The following is a 17677-nucleotide window of genomic DNA, read 5'->3' on the forward strand; positions in this document are numbered from 1 at the left end:
CGGCCCTCAGGCCGCCGACGCCGTCAGTTTGAGTGTCCGCGCCCCCCTGGCCCTGGTCAGTGCGCCCGTGGTCAGGACCGGGCAGGGGACCACGATCCCGCAGTCCGTGCAGACGGGGCCGGCCCACGGTTCGCGGTCCAGGTCCTGCCGCCAGACGATTCCGGTTCCCGTGCAGACCGGGCACCCCGCCCGGGGCTTCGCCCCCAGGGCCGCGATCAGCCGCCCCAGGACCTCGGCCAGGGGTGCGCTGGGATGGACCCCCGGATCGTCGCAGTGCGCGATCCCGTAGCCGCCCCAGGTCCTGCGGTGCCAGTCGTCGAACGCGCCGGGCCTGCGCAACCCGTCGTGCTTCTCGCGGCGCCGCCGTTCGGCGAAGCCTGTCTCGTACGCGAGCCAGACCGCCCGCGCCTCCTCCAGTTCCTCCAGTGCGCGGATCAGGCGCACCGGGTCGGGGGCCCTGTCCTCGGGCTCCATTCCGTGCCGGGCGCACAGGTGATCCCAGGTCGCCCGGTGTCCGTACGGGGCGAATCGCTCCAGGCATTTGCGCAGCGAGTACCGCCGCAAAGCCAGATCGCCCCGCGGATCGCGGACCTGTCTCGCAAGACTCCGGAAACCGGCCATGGCACTGCCACCTCCGTCGCTCGTTCTTCGGCGTCAAGGGATGGACGTACGACTGCCCGGTCTGGCTCCATTCAAGGGTGAAAAGCGTCCACCGGCTGAGACGGTCCACGTGGGACCGTGTGCGGGCGTGTGGTGATTCGGAAAAAGTGACTGATGTTCATCTTACCGGCGGGGCCTACCGCCGGTAACCTCCGGCGCATCGGCCACCCGGAGGAGCACGCATGCCCCCACGCACCCGCACGCTCAGAGCCGCCACAGTCGCGGCTGTCCTCGCCCTCGGCACGTCCCTGCTCGCCACGGTGCCCAGCGCCGGCGCGGCGGAGCCGGAAGCCCTCGCCGTCACCGACCACTGCGGAAGCCGGTGCGCGGACATCCTGCCGCCCGGTGAGAACGGCAACGCCACGCTCGTCGAGATCCTCGGCAACAAGGCGTTCGGCACGCACCCCGCGCACAGCGACGACCAGCTCGACCGCTACAACGGCCTGGTCGCGGGTCACACGAGCCTCACGGACCAGAAGCTGACCGACTTCTTCAACGACGCCTCCTTCGGGGTCGCCGCCGACCAGGTCGAGTCCGTGACGAAGCCGCGCGACGACGTCACGATCACCCGCGACAAGAAGAGCGGCGTGCCCCACATCAAGGGCACCACCCGCTACGGCACCGAGTTCGGCGCCGGGTTCGCCGCCGGGCAGGACCGGCTGTGGCTCATGGACCTCTTCCGTCACATCGGGCGCGGCCAGCTGACCTCCTTCGCCGGGGGAGCCCTGGCCAACCAGGGGCTGGAGCAGCAGTTCTGGCCGCAGGCGCCCTACACGGAGGCGGACCTGGAAGCCCAGGTCGAATTCATCCGCACGTCCGAGGGCCCGCGCGGCGAGCAGGCGATGGCCGATGCGCAGGCCTACGTCGACGGCATCAACTCCTACCGGGAGAAGTCCAAGAACGGCCGCTACTTCCCGGGGGAGTACGTCCTCACCGGGAAGATCGACTCCATCACCAACGTGGGTGAGATCCAGCCGTTCGAGCTGACCGACCTGATCTCGATCGCCTCCGTCGTCGGCGGACAGTTCGGCGGGGGAGGGGGCGGTGAGGTGCAGGCCGCGATCTCCCTGCTCGCAGCCCAGCAGAAGTACGGCGTCGGGGAGGGCACCCGCGTCTGGGAGTCCTTCCGTCAGCGCAACGATCCCGAGGCTGTCCTCACCGTGCACGACGGCACCTCGTTCCCGTACGCGGGCAAGCCCGACCAGGCCCGCGGCACCGCCCTCCCGGACGCGGGCTCCGTCACCCCCGAACCGCTGATATACGACCGCACCGGCTCGGCGGGCACCAACGCCAAGACCCCGGTCAAGGCGCCGCCCGCGCTCAAGCCGCTGCAGGGCATGTACGACGACGGAGTCATCCCGGAGGGATCCCTGCCCGGATCCGGCGACGGAGCCCAGAAGCGGGGCATGTCCAACGCGCTCCTGGTGTCGGGCAAGCACACGGCGAGTGGCAACCCCATCGCCGTCATGGGGCCCCAGACCGGCTACTTCGCCCCTCAGTTGATGATGCTCCAGGAGCTCCAGGGGCCCGGCATCAGCGCACGCGGCGTCTCCTTCGCGGGCGTCGGCATGTACATCCAGATGGGCCGCGGCCAGGACTACGCCTGGAGCGCCACCTCGGCGGGCCAGGACATCACCGACACGTACGCCGTGGAGCTCTGTGAAGCGAACGGTTCCGCGCCCTCCAAGAGCTCCACGCACTACCGCGACGACGGTGTCTGCACACCGATGGAGAAGATGGAGCGCACCAACTCCTGGAAGCCCACCGTCGCCGACTCCACCGCCAAGGGCTCCTACCGGATGCAGGTGTGGCGCACGGACTACGGCATCGTCACCCACCGCGCCACGGTGGGCGGCAAGCCCGTCGCGTACACCTCGCTGCGTACCACCTACCGGCACGAGGCCGATTCGATCATCGGCTTCCAGATGCTCAACGACCCGGCCCTCGTCACGGACGCGGCCTCCTTCCAGCAGGCGGCCGGCCACATCGACTACGCCTTCAACTGGTTCTACGCCGACTCCCGCACCGCGGCCTTCTACAACAGCGGCATGAACCCGGTGCGCGCGCCCGGAGTCGACCCGGCGCTGCCGGTCAGGGCCGAGAAGGCGTACGAGTGGAAGGGCTACGACCCGGCCGCCAACACCGCCACCTACACACCCTTCGCGGAGCACCCGCACTCCAGCGGCCAGGACTACTACATCTCCTGGAACAACCGTCAGGCCAAGGACTACGCCACCGCCGCCTTCGGCTTCGGCGCGGTGCACCGGGGTGACCTGCTCGACGACCGGGTGGCCGCACTCGTCGAGGAGGGCGGCGTGACCCGCGCCTCCCTCACCCGCGCCATGGCGGAGGCGGCTCTCACCGACCTCCGGGGCGAACAGCTGCTGCCCGAACTCCTGAAGGTGCTGCGCTCCCAGCCGGTCACCGACCCGGCGCTCGACACCGTGGTGCAGCAGCTGGACTCGTGGCGGGCGGCCGGTGCGCAGCGCAAGGAGACCAGCTCCGGATCGCACACGTACACGCATGCGGACGCGGTACGGATCATGGACGCCTGGTGGCCGAAGCTGGTCGAGGCGGAGTTCCGGCCAGGTCTGGGCGACGGCCTCTACACGGCACTGACCGCGAACCTGGCCACGGACGAGTCCCCGGCGGCCAGCCACGGGCCGAGCGGGGCGCACAGCGGCTCCGCGTTCCAGTACGGCTGGTGGGGGTTCGCGGACAAGGACCTGCGCCAGGTCCTCGGACAGCCCGTCAAGGGGCCGCTGGCGAAGACGTACTGCGGCAACGGCGAGCTGAGCGCCTGCCGTTCCGCGCTGCTCGGCACGCTGAAGGAGGCGGCCGCCGCGCCCGCGACCACGGTCTACCCGGGTGACGACAGCTGCAAGGCCGGTGAGCAGTGGTGCACCGACGCGATCGTGCACCGTCCGCTGGGCGGGATCTCGCAGAAGACGATCCACTGGCAGAACCGGCCGACCTACCAGCAGGTCGTGGAGTTCCCCTCGCACCGCTGAGTCCTGACCCGCGAGGTGTCCTCGACCGCCGGACGGGCCGGGCTCCCCGGCCCGTCCGGCGGTCCGTACGCCACGGTCCTCAGCGATACAGCAGGTGGTTCTTCCGGACCTTCCGGAACGCCGCGAGGTCGGCCGCCCAGGCTCCCACCACCTCGTCCGTGTCCGCCCCCGCATCGATCATCGTGCGGACCCGGGTGTTGCCCGTGAGCTTGTCGATCCAGTTGTCCGAACGCCAGGCGAACCCGCTCCACGTCCGCTTCGCCGTGATCAGCAGCGCGATTCCGGTGCGTACGGGGTCGAATGCCTCCCGGTCCTGGACGTGCACCTGCACCCCGCCCACCGTCTTCCCCTGGAACTTGGAGAACGTCGGGGCGAAGTACGCCTCACGGAAGGCGACCCCGGGCAGCTCCAGGCCGTTGGCGGCCGCCGCCCAGCGGTGGTCGACGCCCTCCGCGCCGAGCAGTTCGAACGGCCGTGTCGTTCCCCGGCCCTCGGAGAGGTTCGTCCCTTCGAACAGGCACGTCCCGGAGTAGACCAGCGCCGTCTCCGGGGTCGGCATGTTGGGGCTCGGCGGCACCCACGGCAGGCCCGTCGCGTCGAAGAAGTCCCCGCGCCGCCACCCGGACATCTTCACGACGTCCAGCTCCACGGGCCTGTCCGCCAGGAACTCCTCGTTGAAGAGCAGCGCCAGCTCCGCCACCGTCATGCCGTGGGCCTGCGAGATCTCCCTGCGTCCCACGAACGTCGCGAACGCCGGATCGAGCACCGGGCCCAGCGCCGCCCGCCCGGTCACCGGGTTCGGCCGGTCCAGGACGACGAGCCGTTTGCCCGCGAGGGCCGCCGCCTCCATGCAGTCGTACAGGGTCCAGATGTACGTGTAGAAGCGGGAGCCGGCGTCCTGGATGTCGAAGACCACCGTGTCGACGCCCGACGCGGTGAAGACGTCGGCCAGCGGCTGCCCGCTCTTCAGATAGGTGTCGTAGACCGGCAGCCCGGTCGCGGGGTCGTCGTAGCGCCCCTCCGAGCCGCCCGCCTGCGCGGTCCCCCGGAAGCCGTGCTCGGGGCCGAAGACGGCTGTCAGGTTCACGCGCTCGTCGGGGTGCATCACGTCGACGATGTGCCGTACGTCGCCGGTGATCCCGGTCGGGTTGGTGACGACACCCACCTTCTGCCCGGCCAGCAGCCGGTACCCGTCGGCGGCCAGCCGGTCGAAGCCGGTACGGACCCTGGGGCGTCCGGCCCCCTTTCCCTGTCCGGCGGCAACGGCCGTCCCTGGACCGGCGGCGGTCGTCGCGAGGGCTCCCATCGCACCGCCGACAGCCAGCAATCCACGCCTGGAAAGGGTCATTCGGCTACCTCCATGATCGCGACGACTGTCATGGTCACGCACGCTAGCGCGGGCGCGGGCCACACGGAACGGCCACGACAGGGCAGATTCCCAGTCCTGCCCCGTACCCCTTCCCGGATCACATACCGACTGGTTAGTCTGCCGGAGACGACGGCTGAGAGAGGCGGGACCGATGAGTACGGTGCAGGGCGCTGGCGTAGTGGTGACGGGAGCCGGAGGCGGCATCGGGGCCGCCCTTGCCCGCAGATTCGCCGCCGAGGGCGCGCGGGTCGTGGTCAACGACCTCGACGCCGACCGGATCAAGCCGCTCGCCGAGGAGATCGGTGGCACCGTGGTCGCCGGTGACGCCTCCCGGATCGTGGACGCCGCGCGTGACGCGCTCGACGGATCGGTGGACGTCTACTGCGCCAACGCCGGCCTCGCCTCGGGCGGCGACGCCTTCGCCGAGGAGGACGTCTGGGCCGCGGCCTGGGACGTCAACGTCATGTCCCACGTCCGCGCGGCCAGGGCGCTGCTGCCGGACTGGCTGGAACGCGGCAGCGGCCGCTTCGTCTCCACCGCGTCGGCGGCCGGACTGCTGACGATGATCGGCGCCGCACCGTACAGCGTCACCAAGCACGGCGCGGTCGCCTTCGCCGAGTGGCTCTCGCTGACCTACCGGCACCGTGGCGTCAAGGTCCACACGATCTGCCCCCAGGGCGTGCGTACGGACATGCTGACGGCGGCCGGTTCCGCGGGTGAGCTCGTGCTCGCGCCCACCGCGATCGAGCCGGAGGCCGTCGCCGAGGCCCTGTTCGACGCCATGGAGCAGGACCGCTTCCTCGTCCTGCCGCACCCCGAGGTGGCGGGCTACTACCGCGCCCGCGCCAAGGATCCCGATCAGTGGATCGGCAACATGAACCACCTGCAGCGGAAGTGGGAGGAGGCCGGCGCGTGACCGAGTCGATCTACGCGGCGAAGCCCTGGACCGCCCTGCTCAGCGAGGCCCAGCTCGCCCCCCTCCGTCCGGCCGAGACCATGGTGCACGCGTTCCGCGAGGCCGTCCGGCGGGCCCCGGACCACACCGCGCTCGCCTACTTCGACGGGCGCCTCAGCTACCGCGAGACCCACGAGCTGTCCGACTCCGTGGCCGGGCACCTCGCGGCCGAGGGGCTCCGGCGCGGCGACCGGGTCGCGGTCATGCTCCAGAACACCCCGCACTTCGTGCTCGCCCTGCTCGGTGCCTGGAAGGCCGGCGCGACCGTCGTCCCCCTCAACCCGATGTACAAGTCCGGCGAGGTCGGGCACGTGCTGAAGGACGCGGAGGTCAGTGCGCTGATCTGCTCCGACCGGGCCTGGGAGTCCTGTCTGCGGGCCACCGCGGAGGCCGCCCCGAGCGTGAGGATCGCCGTCACGGCCTGCGAGCTCGACCTCCAGTCGGCCGACGACCCGCGCGTACTCGGCTTCGAGCGGCTCCCCGCGCCCGCGGCGGACGACTGGGCCTCGGACCTGGTGGCCGTCGCCCGGCGCGGTCTCGCCGCACCCGGGGGCCGCGAGCTCACCGCCGCGGACACCGCCCTGATCAGCTACACCTCCGGGACGAGCGGCACGCCCAAGGGGGCCATGAACTCCCAGGGCAACATCATGGTCAACGCCGAACGGCAGCGGGCCGGACACCCCATCGGTGAGGGCTCGGCCTACTTCGCGCTGGCCCCGCTCTTCCACATCACCGGCATGGTGTGCCAGCTCGCCGCGTGCGTCGCCAACGCGGGCACCCTGGTCCTGGCCTACCGATTCGAGGCGAGCGTCGTCCTGGAAGCCTTCGCGGAGCACCGCCCGGCCTACACCGTCGGCCCGTCGACCGCCTTCATGGCGCTCGCCGCGCATCCCGGTGTCACCCGGGAGCACTTCGCCTCCTTCCAGGTGATCTCCTCCGGCGGCGCGCCACTGCCGCCCGCACTCGTGGAGAAGTTCCGCGAGGACCTCGGCCCGTACATCCGCAACGGCTACGGACTCACCGAGTGCACCGCGCCGTGCGCCTCCGTACCGCCGGAGCGCGAGGCGCCCGTCGATCCCCTCTCCGGGACCCTCTCGGTCGGGGTCCCCGGCCCCGACACCCTGGTCCGGATCATCGACGAGAAGGGCGACGACGTCCCCTTCGGCGAGCAGGGAGAGATCGCCGTGAGGGGACCGCAGGTCGTCTCCGGCTACTGGAACCTGCCCGAGGCCACCGAGGCCGCTTTCCCGGACGGGGAGCTGCGTACCGGGGACGTCGGTTTCATGGACACGGCGGGCTGGCTCTACGTCGTGGACCGCAAGAAGGACATGATCAACGCCTCCGGCTTCAAGGTGTGGCCGCGGGAGGTGGAGGACGTCCTGCACACCCACCCGGCGGTCCGCGAGGCGGCCGTCGTGGGCGTTCCCGACGCCTACCGCGGGGAGACGGTCCGGGCCTACGTCAGCCTGCGGCCGGGGGCGGAGACGGAACCCGGCGAGCTGAGCGCGTACTGCAAGGACCGGCTCGCCGCCTACAAGTATCCCCGCGAGGTGGAGATCCTGGCCGAACTGCCCAAGACGGCGAGTGGGAAGATCCTCAGGCGGGAACTGCGTTCCCCCCGTTAGAACAGTTCACGCGTGGTACGAGAGGGCAGGTGGCGGCAATGGCCAAGGCGACGGACGGGAACGGTACGCCCGTCCCCCAGAGGCTGCTGGCCGCCGCCACCCGGCTCTTCGCGGAGCAGGGCTACGACCGCACCTCCGTCCAGGAGATCGTCGAGGCGGCGGGCGTCACCAAAGGGGCGCTCTACCACTACTTCGGCTCCAAGGAGGATCTCCTGCAGGAGGTCTACGCCCGGGTGCTGCGACTCCAGCAGGAGCGGCTCGACGCCTACGCGAACGCCGAGGCGCCGATCGAGCAGCGGCTGCGTGACGCGGCGGCGGACGTCGTCGTCACGACCATCGAGAACCTCGACGACGCCTCGATCTTCTTCCGCTCCATGCACCACCTGAGCCCGGAGAAGAACAAGCAGGTGCGGATCGAGCGCCGCCGCTACCACGAGCGCTTCCGGGCCCTGGTCGAGGAGGGGCAGCGGGCCGGGGTGTTCTCCACGGCGACCCCGGCCGACCTGGTCGTCGACTACCACTTCGGCTCGGTCCACCACCTGTCCACCTGGTACAGCCCGGACGGCCCGCTCAGCCAGCAGGAGGTCGCGGACCACCTGGCCGACCTGCTGCTGCGGGCTCTTCGCCCCTGACAGCTTCCCGTACGCCCGCCGGTCGAGCCGGCAGCGCCCACGCCGCCGGAAGACGCGGTGCGGGGGCCCGGCGCCCACACCGCCGGCCGGTGGAGGGAGACGAGTCCGGCGGCCAGGTCCACGCAGGTCCGGTGTCCGGATCGTGCCGACGCGCACCCGCCCGGTGTGCGGCCCGACGACGGATGACACCGCGTCCCGGGCCGCCTCCGTGCCCGCACGGGCCGCCGGGACGAGCACCGGCCCGCCCCGGTCGGCACCACGCGCCTGCCCGCCCGGCGGACAGCTCCGCGCCCAGCTCGCATGACAACTCCGTTGCGCAGAAACCGCGTTCGGCCGCCCCGGAGGGTGGCAGCGTTCCTCCGCGCACCCGCCCGGGCGGATCGCCGGCGGGCGGGGGATCACTGAGGCCCGGCACGGAACGCCGCAGACGGGCACGTCGTCGGGCGGGTTCCGGCGGAGGTGTGCCCGTCCTCCCGCGTGTCCGATAAGCGGACGGCGCTGTCCGAATCCCACCCTTGACGGTACGCGGACATTCATTGAGCATCGGGGGCGCACTTCGCACCAGCCGCTCCAGGCCCCGGCCGTGCACGGCCGGGAAACCCCCTGCACGTTCCGTCAGTCCCCGAACGGAATCCGGAGCCCTCGATGAGCCTCTCCCGTCTCAGATCCCTTCCCGTGGCCGCGCTCGCCGTCGCCGCCCTGCTGGCGACCGCGGCTCCCGCCGCCCAGGCCGCCCCCGCGGCCGCCCCCGCGGCCGCCGCCGCGGCCCCCGACATCCCGCTCGCCAACGTCAAGGCGCACCTCACCCAGCTCCAGTCGATCGCCACCGCCAACGGCGGCAACCGGGCCCACGGCCGGGCCGGTTACAAGGCGTCCATCGACTACGTGAAGGCCAAGCTGGACGCCGCCGGATACACCACGGCGCTCCAGCAGTTCACCTCCGGCGGTGCCACCGGGTACAACCTGATCGCCGACTGGCCCGGCGGGGACCCGAACCAGGTCCTCATGGCCGGCTCCCACCTCGACTCGGTGACCTCCGGCCCCGGCATCAACGACAACGGCTCCGGATCGGCAGCCGTGCTGGAGACCGCACTCGCCGTCTCCCGGGCGCAGCTCGCACCGGACAAGCACCTGCGCTTCGCCTGGTGGGGCGCCGAGGAACTGGGGCTCGTCGGCTCGAAGTACTACGTCAACAACCTGGCCACCACCGAGCGTTCCAAGCTCGCCGGCTACCTCAACTTCGACATGATCGGCTCGCCCAACCCCGGCTACTTCGTCTACGACGACGACCCGGTCATCGAGCAGACCTTCAAGGACTACTACGCCGGACTGTCGATACCCACGGAGATCGAGACCGAGGGCGACGGCCGTTCCGACCACGCCCCGTTCAAGAACGTGGGGGTGCCGGTGGGCGGACTGTTCTCCGGCGCGGACTACACGAAGACCAGCGCCCAGGCCCAGAAGTGGGGCGGAACCGCCGGCCAGGCCTTCGACCGCTGCTACCACTCGTCGTGCGACACGGCGACGAACATCAACGACACGGCCCTGGACCGCAACAGCGACGCGGTGGCCCACGCGGTGTGGACCCTGTCCGCCGGCACGGTCACCCCGCCCACGGGAACGGTCTTCAGCAACGCCGCCAACGTCGCCGTGCCCGACAACGGCGTCGCGGTGACCTCCTCGGTCGCGGTCACCGGCCGCACGGGTAACGCCCCGTCCGCGCTCAAGGTGGGGGTCGACATCAAGCACACCTACCGAGGCGACCTCGTCGTCGACCTGCTCGCACCCGACGGGACCGCGTACCGCCTGAAGAACTCCAGCAGCAGCGACTCGGCCGACAACGTGATCGCGACGTACACCGTCAACGCGTCGAGCGAGACGGCCAACGGGACCTGGAAGCTCCAGGTCAGGGACGTCGCCGCGCAGGACACCGGCTACGTCGACAGCTGGCAGCTCACCTTCTGACCTGCCGGGGAATCCCGCCGGGGAGGCGCCTCACAGGCGCCTCCCCGCACCGGGCTCAGAGGTACTTCTTGATCTCGCGCCGCGCCAGCGACCGCTGGTGCACCTCGTCCGGTCCGTCCGCCAGCCGCAGCGTCCGGGCCGAGGACCAGAGTTCGGCCAGCGGGAAGTCCTGGCTGACCCCGCCGGCGCCGTACAGCTGCACCGCCCGGTCGAGGATCTCGCAGACCGCACGCGGCGTGGCGATCTTGATCGCCTGGATCTCGGTGTGCGCCCCGCGGTTGCCCACCGTGTCCATCAGCCAGGCCGTCTTCAGCACCAGCAGCCGCAGCTGCTCCACCGTCACCCGGGCGTCCGCGATCCAGTTCTGGACGACGCCCTGCTGGGCGAGCGGCTTGCCGAAGGCCGTACGGCTCACGGCCCGCCTGCACATCAGCTCGATCGCGCGCTCGGCCATCCCGATCAGGCGCATGCAGTGGTGGATCCGGCCCGGACCCAGCCGCGCCTGGGCGATGGCGAAGCCGCCGCCCTCCTCGCCGATCAGGTTCGCGGCGGGCACCCGTACGTCGGTGAGGACGACCTCGGCGTGGCCGCCGTGCGAGTGGTCCTCGTAGCCGTAGACCTGCATCGCGCGCCGGACCTCGAGGCCCGGGGTGTCACGCGGGACGAGGATCATGGACTGCTGGCGGCGGATGTCGTCGTTGTCCGGGTCGGTCTTGCCCATCACGATGAAGACCGCGCAGTCCGGGTTCATCGCCCCGGAGATGTACCACTTGCGCCCGTTGATCACATAGGAGTCGCCGTCGCGCGTGACGCGGGTCTCGATGTTCGTCGCGTCCGACGAGGCGACCTCGGGCTCCGTCATCGCGAACGCCGAGCGGATCTCCCCGGCGAGCAGCGGCTCCAGCCACTGCTTCTTCTGCTCCTCGGAGCCGAACTGGGAGAGCACCTCCATGTTCCCGGTGTCCGGGGCCGCGCAGTTCAGCGCCGTCGGGGCCAGGTGCGGGCTGCGGCCGGTGATCTCGGCCAGCGGGGCGTACTGCAGATTCGTCAGCCCCGCCCCGTGCTCCGAGTCCGGGAGGAAGAGGTTCCACAGGCCCTGCCCGCGTGCCTCCGTCTTGAGGTCCTCGACGATCCGCGGGGTGTCCCAGGGGGACGCCAGCCGCGCGCGCTGCTGCTCGGCGACCTCCTCGGCGGGGTGGACGTGCTCGTCCATGAACGTGAGCAGCTTCGTGCGCAGCTCTTCGGTACGGGCGTCGAATGCGAAGTCCACGGGGTGATCAGCCTTCCTGGAGGGTGGTGAGGCCGTGCGCGATGAAGACGGGGACCAGGTCGCCGATGCGGTCGAAGCCTGCACCGACGGTCTGGCCCAGGGTGTAGCGGTAGTGGATGCCCTCGAGGATCACGGCGAGCTTGAACCACGCGAAGGCCGTGTACCAGGAGATGGCGGAGGTGTCGCGGCCGGAACGGGCCGCGTAGCGCTCGATCAGCTCGGCCGGGCTCGGGTGGCCGGCGGCGCCGCTGGTGGTGGAGACCGGCGACTCGGGCAGGTCCAGGTCGGAGCTGTACATCACCAGCAGGCCGAGGTCGGTGAGCGGGTCGCCGAGGGTGGACATCTCCCAGTCCAGGACCGCCTTGATCCGGTCGTCCTGACCGATCAGCACGTTGTCCAGGCGGTAGTCGCCGTGCACGACGGTGGGCGCCGGGGAGACGGGCAGCTCCCGGCCGAGGGCGGCGTGCAGCTCGTCGATACCGGCGAGCTCACGGTTGCGGGAGGCGTCCAGCTGCTTGCCCCAGCGCCGCAGCTGCCGGTCCAGGAAGCCGTCCGGTCGCCCGAAGTCGGCCAGACCGACGGCCGCCGGGTCCACCGCGTGCAGGTCGACCAGGGTGTCGACGAGGCCCAGCACGGCGGCCCTCGTGCGCGCGGCGCCGAGCGGGGCGAGCTGTTCGGCGGTGCGGTACGGGGTGCCCTCGACGTACTCCATGACGTAGAAGGGCGAGCCGATGACCGTGTCGTCCTCGCAGAGCAGGAGGGTCTCGGGAACCGGGACCGCCGTAGGGTGGAGCGCGCTGATCACCCGGTGCTCGCGCGTCATGTCGTGTGCGGTGGCGAGCACATGACCCAGCGGGGGTCTGCGCACGACCCACTTCCCGGAGCCGTCGGTGACGATGTAGGTGAGGTTCGAGCGTCCGCCCTCGATCACCCTGGCGTCGAGCGGTCCGTTCACCAGACCCGGCCGCTCACGGTCGAGATGGCCGCGCAGCAGGTCGAGATCGAGACCTGGCGGGTGGACTGGGCTCATGGGGCGCACCTCCGGGGCGGTTGAACGGTCGGCACCATGATGCCGACCAGTCGGTATGTCGTCCAGTGCCCGCCCGGAATCCGAGGGGTGATCTCCGGCTCCCCGCCCCGGTCCCGCGGCCCCGGCCTGAGTTGCGGGGACACCGGCCCGCACCGATGGTCGGAGGATGAAGGCGATCAGCTACAGCAGGTACGGCTCGGCCGACGTACTGGAGTACGGCGAGCGGCCCGACCCGAAGGTCGGGCCGGACTCGGTCCTGGTGAAGGTGCGGGCCGCCGCCGTGAACCCCGTCGACTGGAAGGCCCGCGAGGGCTATCTCCAGGCGGGTCTGGAAGCCGTGTTCCCCGTCATCCCCGGCTGGGACGTCTCCGGTGTGGTGGTCCAGCCCGGCGCCGCGGTGGACGAGTTCGCGGTGGGGGACGAGGTCATCGGCTACGTCCGCGAGGACTTCCTCTCGCGCGGCACCTTCGCCGAGTACGTCGCCGCGCCCGTGCGCACCCTCGCCCGCAAGCCCCTCAGCCTCAGTTTCGAGGAGGCGGCCGGCCTCCCGCTGTGCGGCCTCACCGCACACCAGGTGCTGTTCCGCACCCTGAAGGTCCAGGAGGGCGAGACTGTCCTGATCCACGCGGCCGCGGGCGGGGTCGGTTCGCTCGCCGTCCAGCTCGCCCGGCACGCGGGCTGCCGTGTCGTCGGTACGGCAGGACCCCACAACCACGATTTCGTACGTCAACTGGGCGGCGAACCCGTGGAGTACGGCGACGGGCTGGCCTCCCGCCTCCGGGACCTGGTGCCCGGCGGCTTCGACGCCGCGTTCGACACCGTCGGCGGGGAAGCGCTCCGGGTCTCCGCCGAGACCCTCGCCCCCGACGGCCGGCTCGCGTCCATCGCCGACGCCGAGGTCTTCTCCCACGGGGGGCGCTACGCCTTCGTACGACCCGACGCGGCAGACCTCACCCACCTCGCCGGACTCGCCGAGCAGGGCATCGTCTCCGTCCACGTGGACCGGGTCTTCCCCCTGGAGCGGGCCGCGGACGCCCACCGGCTCAACCAGGAGGGCCGCACCCGGGGCAAGATCGTCGTCGCGGTCGACGGGGAGAGCTGACGCCGCCCTTGCCGGTCAGAACAGGGTGGCCACGGCGAACACCGCGAGCGCGACCGTGCACCCCGCCGCCGTCAGGGCACGGCGCGAGGACAGCGGTGCGGGCTCCGCGGTCCCCATGCCCGACACCCGGCGGTGCGCCACCACGAGGAAGCCCAGCCAGGCGAGCAGGCTCAGAGCCAGCGCGAGCACACCGGCCGAGGTGGCCCCGCCGTGCAGTGCCTGCCGGACCGCGAGCAGGGCCACCACCGTGCACGCCAGCGTGGTGCGGCGCCAGGCCAGCCGGGTCCGCTCGGGCTGGAGACCGGGATCGCGCTCCGCGGCGCTCACCGGCCCTCCCAGCCGAACAGGACCACCACCACCATCGCGACCGCCACCACGGCGACCACGAGGCTGAGCAGGGCGGGGAAGCGTGACACGGGAAGGTCCTCCCCGCGCCGCATCGCACGCTCGCACCGCATCCAGTGGCTGACGGCGCGCAGCGCGCAGAGCACCCCGGCCGCCAGCAGCCCGAGGGCCAGTCCCGCGCGGATGCCCCAGGCCAGTCCGGGCAGGAACTGGTCGACGGCGAATCCGCCGCCGATGAGCGCGAGAGCCGTCCGGATCCATGCCAGGAAGGTGCGTTCGTTGGCGAGGGAGAAGCGGTAGTCCGGGGTGTCGCCCTCCTCGCGGATCCGCTCCGGGGCGAACCACAGCCGCAGACCGCGGACGAAATCGCTCATGCGGTGGCCTGTGCCCCGCCGCCGGCCCGGAAGTCCCGCAGCCGCCGGTACGCCTCCAGCCCGTCCGGCACCCACGTCCAGTCACCCAGGCGCCCCTCCAGCTCGGCGTCGGTGAGGAAGGTGTGCCATTCGACCTCCTCGACCTGGGGCCGCACGGGCAGCGGGCAGCGCACCTGGTACACGTACGACCACCAGCTGTGCGCGGGGCCCTCGTAGAGGTACTTGAAGAGCGGAGTGGGGCGGGGGAGGCCGGGGACCCCCAGCTCCTCCCCGGCCTCCCGCAGCGCCGCCACGTCGTACGGTTCGCCGGCGCCCACGACCCCGCCGACGAACATGGCGTAGTGCGAGGGGAAGACCAGCTTCGTGGCAGTCCTGCGGTGCACGAACAGCCGGCCCGCCGCGTCCCTGGCCTCGATGAAGACGCAGCGGTGACGCAGGCCCCGCGCGGTCGCCTCGCCCCGGGGCGCCTGCCCGACGACCACGTCGTCCTCGTCGACAATGTCCAGGATCTCGTCAGCCGGATTCATGGGACCCATCCAACATCAACCGGTCGGCAGCCGTGGAACCGTGTCGCTCCTTCCCCTCCGGCATCGCCGGGTGCAGCCCCAGCAGCACGATCCCGGCCACGATCGCCGCCAGCCCCGCGGCCTGCCAGGCGAGGGCGCCCGCGTCCGTACGCACCTGGTCACCGAGGAAGCCGATCCCGCAGGCGATCCCCGCCAGCGGCTGCGCGGCGGTCAGCGCCGGCAGGGACATCCGCAGCGGCCCCGCCTCGAACGCGCTCTGGACCAGGATCAGTCCGCTCACCCCCAGGACCAGGACGGCGTACGGCTGCCAGGACGTCAGCAGTGCCGTCCAGCCGCCGTCGGCCAGCCGCTCCCCGCTGAGTCTGGTCAGGGCGTCCTGCACCCCGTAGAGCAGTCCCGCCGCCAGACCGAGCAGGACGGGGGTCCCGCGGGTACGCGGGTGCCTGGCGCAGGCGGTCAGGAACAGCGCGAGCCCCGCGACGATGCCGATCACCAGCCAGTGCCGCACCGGTGAGGCCACCGACTCCCCGCCGCGCGGCTCGCCGGCCAGCAGGAACGCGGTGACACCGCCGGCAAGCAGGCAGAGGCCTCCCCAGCCCTGCCGGCCCAGCGACTGGCCCGTGCGGTAACGCGACAATCCCATCGCGAAGAGCAGATTGGTCGCCAGGAGCGGCTCCACCACCGACACCTCGCCCTGGCCGAGAGCCAGCGCTCCCAGCACCATGCCGCAGACCATCAGGCCGATTCCCGCGAGCCAGCTCGGGACCCGCATCAGGTCGAGCAGCAGCCGGGGGGAGAGGAAGTCGCTCAGAGGCGCGCGGCGGGCGGCGTCCTGCTGGAGGACGAAACCGAGGCCCAGGCAGCAGGCGGCGCCCACCGACAGCAGGAGTACCAGCACCGACACGTTCCGACGATAGCCCGGCAGCCGTACGGGACCGGTGAGGGCGCCACCGACCGGACGGTTGACGTGGGCGCGGCCCGTACCGAAGATCTGACCCACAAGTAACTTCACCCGCCGCTGCCCCGCACCGCCCCGAAGGATGGAAGCCATGGCGTACGACGCTGATGTGATCGTGATCGGGGCAGGACTCGCGGGGCTGGTGGCTACCGCCGAGCTCGTCGACGCGGGACGCACGGTGATCCTGCTCGACCAGGAACCCGAGCAGTCCATCGGCGGCCAGGCGCACTGGTCCTTCGGCGGGCTCTTCCTCGTCGACTCGCCCGAGCAGCGCCGCATGCGGATCAAGGACAACCACGACCTGGCCCTCCAGGACTGGTACGGCACGGCCGGCTTCGACCGCGACGAGGACCACTGGCCGCGGCGGTGGGCCGAGGCGTACGTCGACTTCGCGGCGGGGGAGAAGCGGTCCTGGCTGCACGCCCAGGGGCTGCGGTTCTTCCCCGTCGTCGGCTGGGCCGAACGCGGCGGCTACGACGCGAACGGCCACGGCAACTCCGTCCCCCGCTTCCACATCACCTGGGGGACCGGCCCCGGCGTCGTCGCCCCCTTCGAGCGGCGCGTCCGCGAAGGCATGGCGAAGGGCCTCGTCCAGGCGCGCTTCCGGCACCGGGTGACCGGCCTCGGCCGCTCGGCCGGCGCGGTCGACACGGTCACCGGCGAGATCCTCCAGGAGAGCGGTGCCGAGCGGGGCACCGCGAGCAGCCGCGAGGTCACGGGCTCCTTCGAGCTGAGGGCCCAGGCCGTGATCGTCACCTCCGGGGGCATCGGAGGGAACCACGACCTCGTGCGCGCCCAGTGGCCCGAGAGGCTGGGCACGCCGCCCGCGAAGATGCTCTCCGGGGTCCCCGCCCATGTCGACGGACTGATGCTGGGCATCGCCGAGAAGGCGGGCGCCCACCACATCAACCGCGACCGGATGTGGCACTACACCGAGGGCATCGAGAACTGGAACCCGATCTGGGACAAGCACGGCATCCGCATCCTGCCCGGTCCGTCCTCGCTCTGGCTGGACGCCGCCGGCAAGCGGCTGCCGGTCCCGCTCTTCCCGGGCTTCGACACCCTGGGGACCCTCGAGCACATCATGAAGTCCGGCCACGGCTACACCTGGTTCGTCCTCGACCAGAAGATCATCGGCAAGGAGTTCGCGCTCTCCGGCTCCGAGCAGAACCCGGACCTGACGGGCAAGTCGGTGCGCGACGTGATCGGCAGGGCCCGCGCCGACGTCCCCGGGCCCGTGAAGGCGTTCATGGACAAGGGCGTGGACTTCGTCGTCGAGAAGGACCTCGGTGCGCTCGTACGGGGAATGAACGCGCTCACCGGCGAAGCCCTCATCGACGAGGACGCCCTGCGCCGCGAGATCACGGCCCGCGACCGTGAGATCGCCAACCCCTTCACCAAGGACCTCCAGATCACGGCGATCAACGGAGCGCGCTCCTACCTGGGCGACAAACTGATCCGCACGGCGAAGCCGCACCGCATCCTCGACCCGGCCGCGGGCCCGCTCATCGCCGTACGGCTCAACATCCTGACCCGTAAGTCACTCGGGGGCCTGGAGACGGACCTGTCCTCCCGCGTCCTGACCGAGGACGGCACCCCGCTGCCCGGGGTCTACGCGGCGGGGGAGGCGTCGGGCTTCGGCGGCGGCGGTGTCCACGGCTACCGCTCGCTGGAGGGCACGTTCCTCGGCGGCTGCATCTTCTCGGGCCGGACGGCGGGCCGGGCGGCGGCCGAGGCGATCGGCTGAACCACCGGCGCGGGCACGGCGAGCGCCTGGCTGGGCCTCGTGGAGGACAACGACGAGCGGTACTACGACGACGAGTACTCCGAGGATGCGGAGACCGGCACGAATCA

The 17677-nt window shown here is 71.5% G+C and carries 15 protein-coding genes and 1 pseudogene; 8 read left to right on the top strand and 8 right to left on the bottom strand.

Annotated features, from left to right (window positions below; genetic code table 11):
* Window positions 1-6: 6 nt before the first annotated feature.
* Entirely contained in the window at window positions 7-621 is a 615-nt protein-coding gene (locus tag ABZ441_RS20570) for a hypothetical protein (protein ID WP_358975956.1), read from the bottom strand.
* A gap of 221 nt (window positions 622-842) precedes the next feature.
* Here ABZ441_RS20570 and ABZ441_RS20575 point away from each other — a divergent pair, with 221 nt between their 5' ends.
* Window positions 843-3671: a penicillin acylase family protein gene (locus ABZ441_RS20575; RefSeq protein WP_358975959.1), complete on the top strand. Its 2829-nt coding sequence runs from the start codon at window positions 843-845 to the stop codon at window positions 3669-3671.
* Between the two features lie 79 nt (window positions 3672-3750).
* On the opposite strand, the gene ABZ441_RS20580 is transcribed toward ABZ441_RS20575, so the two are convergent.
* Complete coding sequence (locus tag ABZ441_RS20580) at window positions 3751-5019, bottom strand: DUF1343 domain-containing protein (protein WP_358975962.1); 1269 nt, start codon at window positions 5017-5019, stop codon at window positions 3751-3753.
* A gap of 172 nt (window positions 5020-5191) precedes the next feature.
* Between ABZ441_RS20580 and ABZ441_RS20585 the strand changes: the two genes are divergently transcribed.
* The 4 genes from ABZ441_RS20585 (at window position 5192) to ABZ441_RS20600 (ending at window position 10217) form a co-directional block, all read left to right on the top strand.
* On the top strand, window positions 5192-5956 hold the full coding sequence (locus ABZ441_RS20585; RefSeq protein WP_358975965.1) for an SDR family oxidoreductase: 765 nt from the start codon (window positions 5192-5194) through the stop codon (window positions 5954-5956).
* The gene (locus ABZ441_RS20590; protein WP_358975968.1) at window positions 5953-7620 is read left to right on the top strand and encodes an AMP-binding protein; all 1668 of its coding nucleotides are present in this window, start codon (window positions 5953-5955) and stop codon (window positions 7618-7620) included. Before ABZ441_RS20585 ends, ABZ441_RS20590 begins: the two co-directional genes overlap by 4 nt.
* Before the next feature lie 38 nt (window positions 7621-7658).
* Window positions 7659-8252 carry a TetR/AcrR family transcriptional regulator gene (locus tag ABZ441_RS20595; protein ID WP_205023113.1) on the top strand — a complete coding sequence of 198 codons (594 nt, stop codon included), beginning with the start codon at window positions 7659-7661 and terminating at the stop codon, window positions 8250-8252.
* 645 nt (window positions 8253-8897) lie between these two features.
* Complete coding sequence (locus ABZ441_RS20600; protein ID WP_358975976.1) at window positions 8898-10217, top strand: M28 family metallopeptidase; 1320 nt, start codon at window positions 8898-8900, stop codon at window positions 10215-10217.
* A 55-nt stretch (window positions 10218-10272) separates the two neighbouring features.
* Here the strand turns inward: ABZ441_RS20600 and ABZ441_RS20605 are convergent, their stop codons facing one another.
* Together ABZ441_RS20605 and ABZ441_RS20610 are read right to left on the bottom strand one after the other, a co-directional pair.
* On the bottom strand, window positions 10273-11487 hold the full coding sequence (locus tag ABZ441_RS20605) for an acyl-CoA dehydrogenase family protein (RefSeq protein ID WP_358975979.1): 1215 nt from the start codon (window positions 11485-11487) through the stop codon (window positions 10273-10275).
* Between the two features lie 7 nt (window positions 11488-11494).
* Window positions 11495-12517: a phosphotransferase family protein gene (locus ABZ441_RS20610; RefSeq protein ID WP_358975982.1), complete on the bottom strand. Its 1023-nt coding sequence runs from the start codon at window positions 12515-12517 to the stop codon at window positions 11495-11497.
* A gap of 166 nt (window positions 12518-12683) precedes the next feature.
* On the opposite strand from ABZ441_RS20610, the gene ABZ441_RS20615 reads away from it, so the two are divergent.
* Complete coding sequence (locus ABZ441_RS20615; RefSeq protein ID WP_358975985.1) at window positions 12684-13619, top strand: NADP-dependent oxidoreductase; 936 nt, start codon at window positions 12684-12686, stop codon at window positions 13617-13619.
* Between the two features lie 15 nt (window positions 13620-13634).
* Here the strand turns inward: ABZ441_RS20615 and ABZ441_RS20620 are convergent, their stop codons facing one another.
* From ABZ441_RS20620 to ABZ441_RS20635, 4 genes are read right to left on the bottom strand one after another with little or no spacing between them, the layout of a single operon-like run.
* On the bottom strand, window positions 13635-13946 hold the full coding sequence (locus ABZ441_RS20620) for a DUF202 domain-containing protein (protein WP_358975988.1): 312 nt from the start codon (window positions 13944-13946) through the stop codon (window positions 13635-13637).
* Window positions 13943-14338: a DUF202 domain-containing protein gene (locus tag ABZ441_RS20625; protein ID WP_358975991.1), complete on the bottom strand. Its 396-nt coding sequence runs from the start codon at window positions 14336-14338 to the stop codon at window positions 13943-13945. Before ABZ441_RS20625 ends, ABZ441_RS20620 begins: the two co-directional genes overlap by 4 nt.
* A complete protein-coding gene (locus ABZ441_RS20630; protein ID WP_358975993.1) occupies window positions 14335-14865 on the bottom strand; it encodes an NUDIX domain-containing protein in 531 nt (176 codons plus the stop codon). The genes ABZ441_RS20625 and ABZ441_RS20630 overlap by 4 nt, the downstream gene beginning before the upstream one ends.
* Complete coding sequence (locus ABZ441_RS20635) at window positions 14852-15769, bottom strand: DMT family transporter (RefSeq protein WP_358976010.1); 918 nt, start codon at window positions 15767-15769, stop codon at window positions 14852-14854. Before ABZ441_RS20635 ends, ABZ441_RS20630 begins: the two co-directional genes overlap by 14 nt.
* Window positions 15770-15914: 145 nt before the next feature.
* On the opposite strand from ABZ441_RS20635, the gene ABZ441_RS20640 reads away from it, so the two are divergent.
* Both ABZ441_RS20640 and ABZ441_RS20645 read left to right on the top strand, forming a co-directional pair.
* Window positions 15915-17570, top strand: a complete 1656-nt coding sequence (locus ABZ441_RS20640) for an FAD-binding dehydrogenase (RefSeq protein ID WP_358975996.1) — start codon at window positions 15915-15917, stop codon at window positions 17568-17570.
* 30 nt (window positions 17571-17600) lie between these two features.
* Window positions 17601-17677, top strand: a pseudogene (locus tag ABZ441_RS20645) (cell division protein SepF); the annotation flags it as partial.

Source organism: Streptomyces sp. NPDC005752 (assembly GCF_040630715.1).
Lineage (GTDB): Bacteria > Actinomycetota > Actinomycetes > Streptomycetales > Streptomycetaceae > Streptomyces.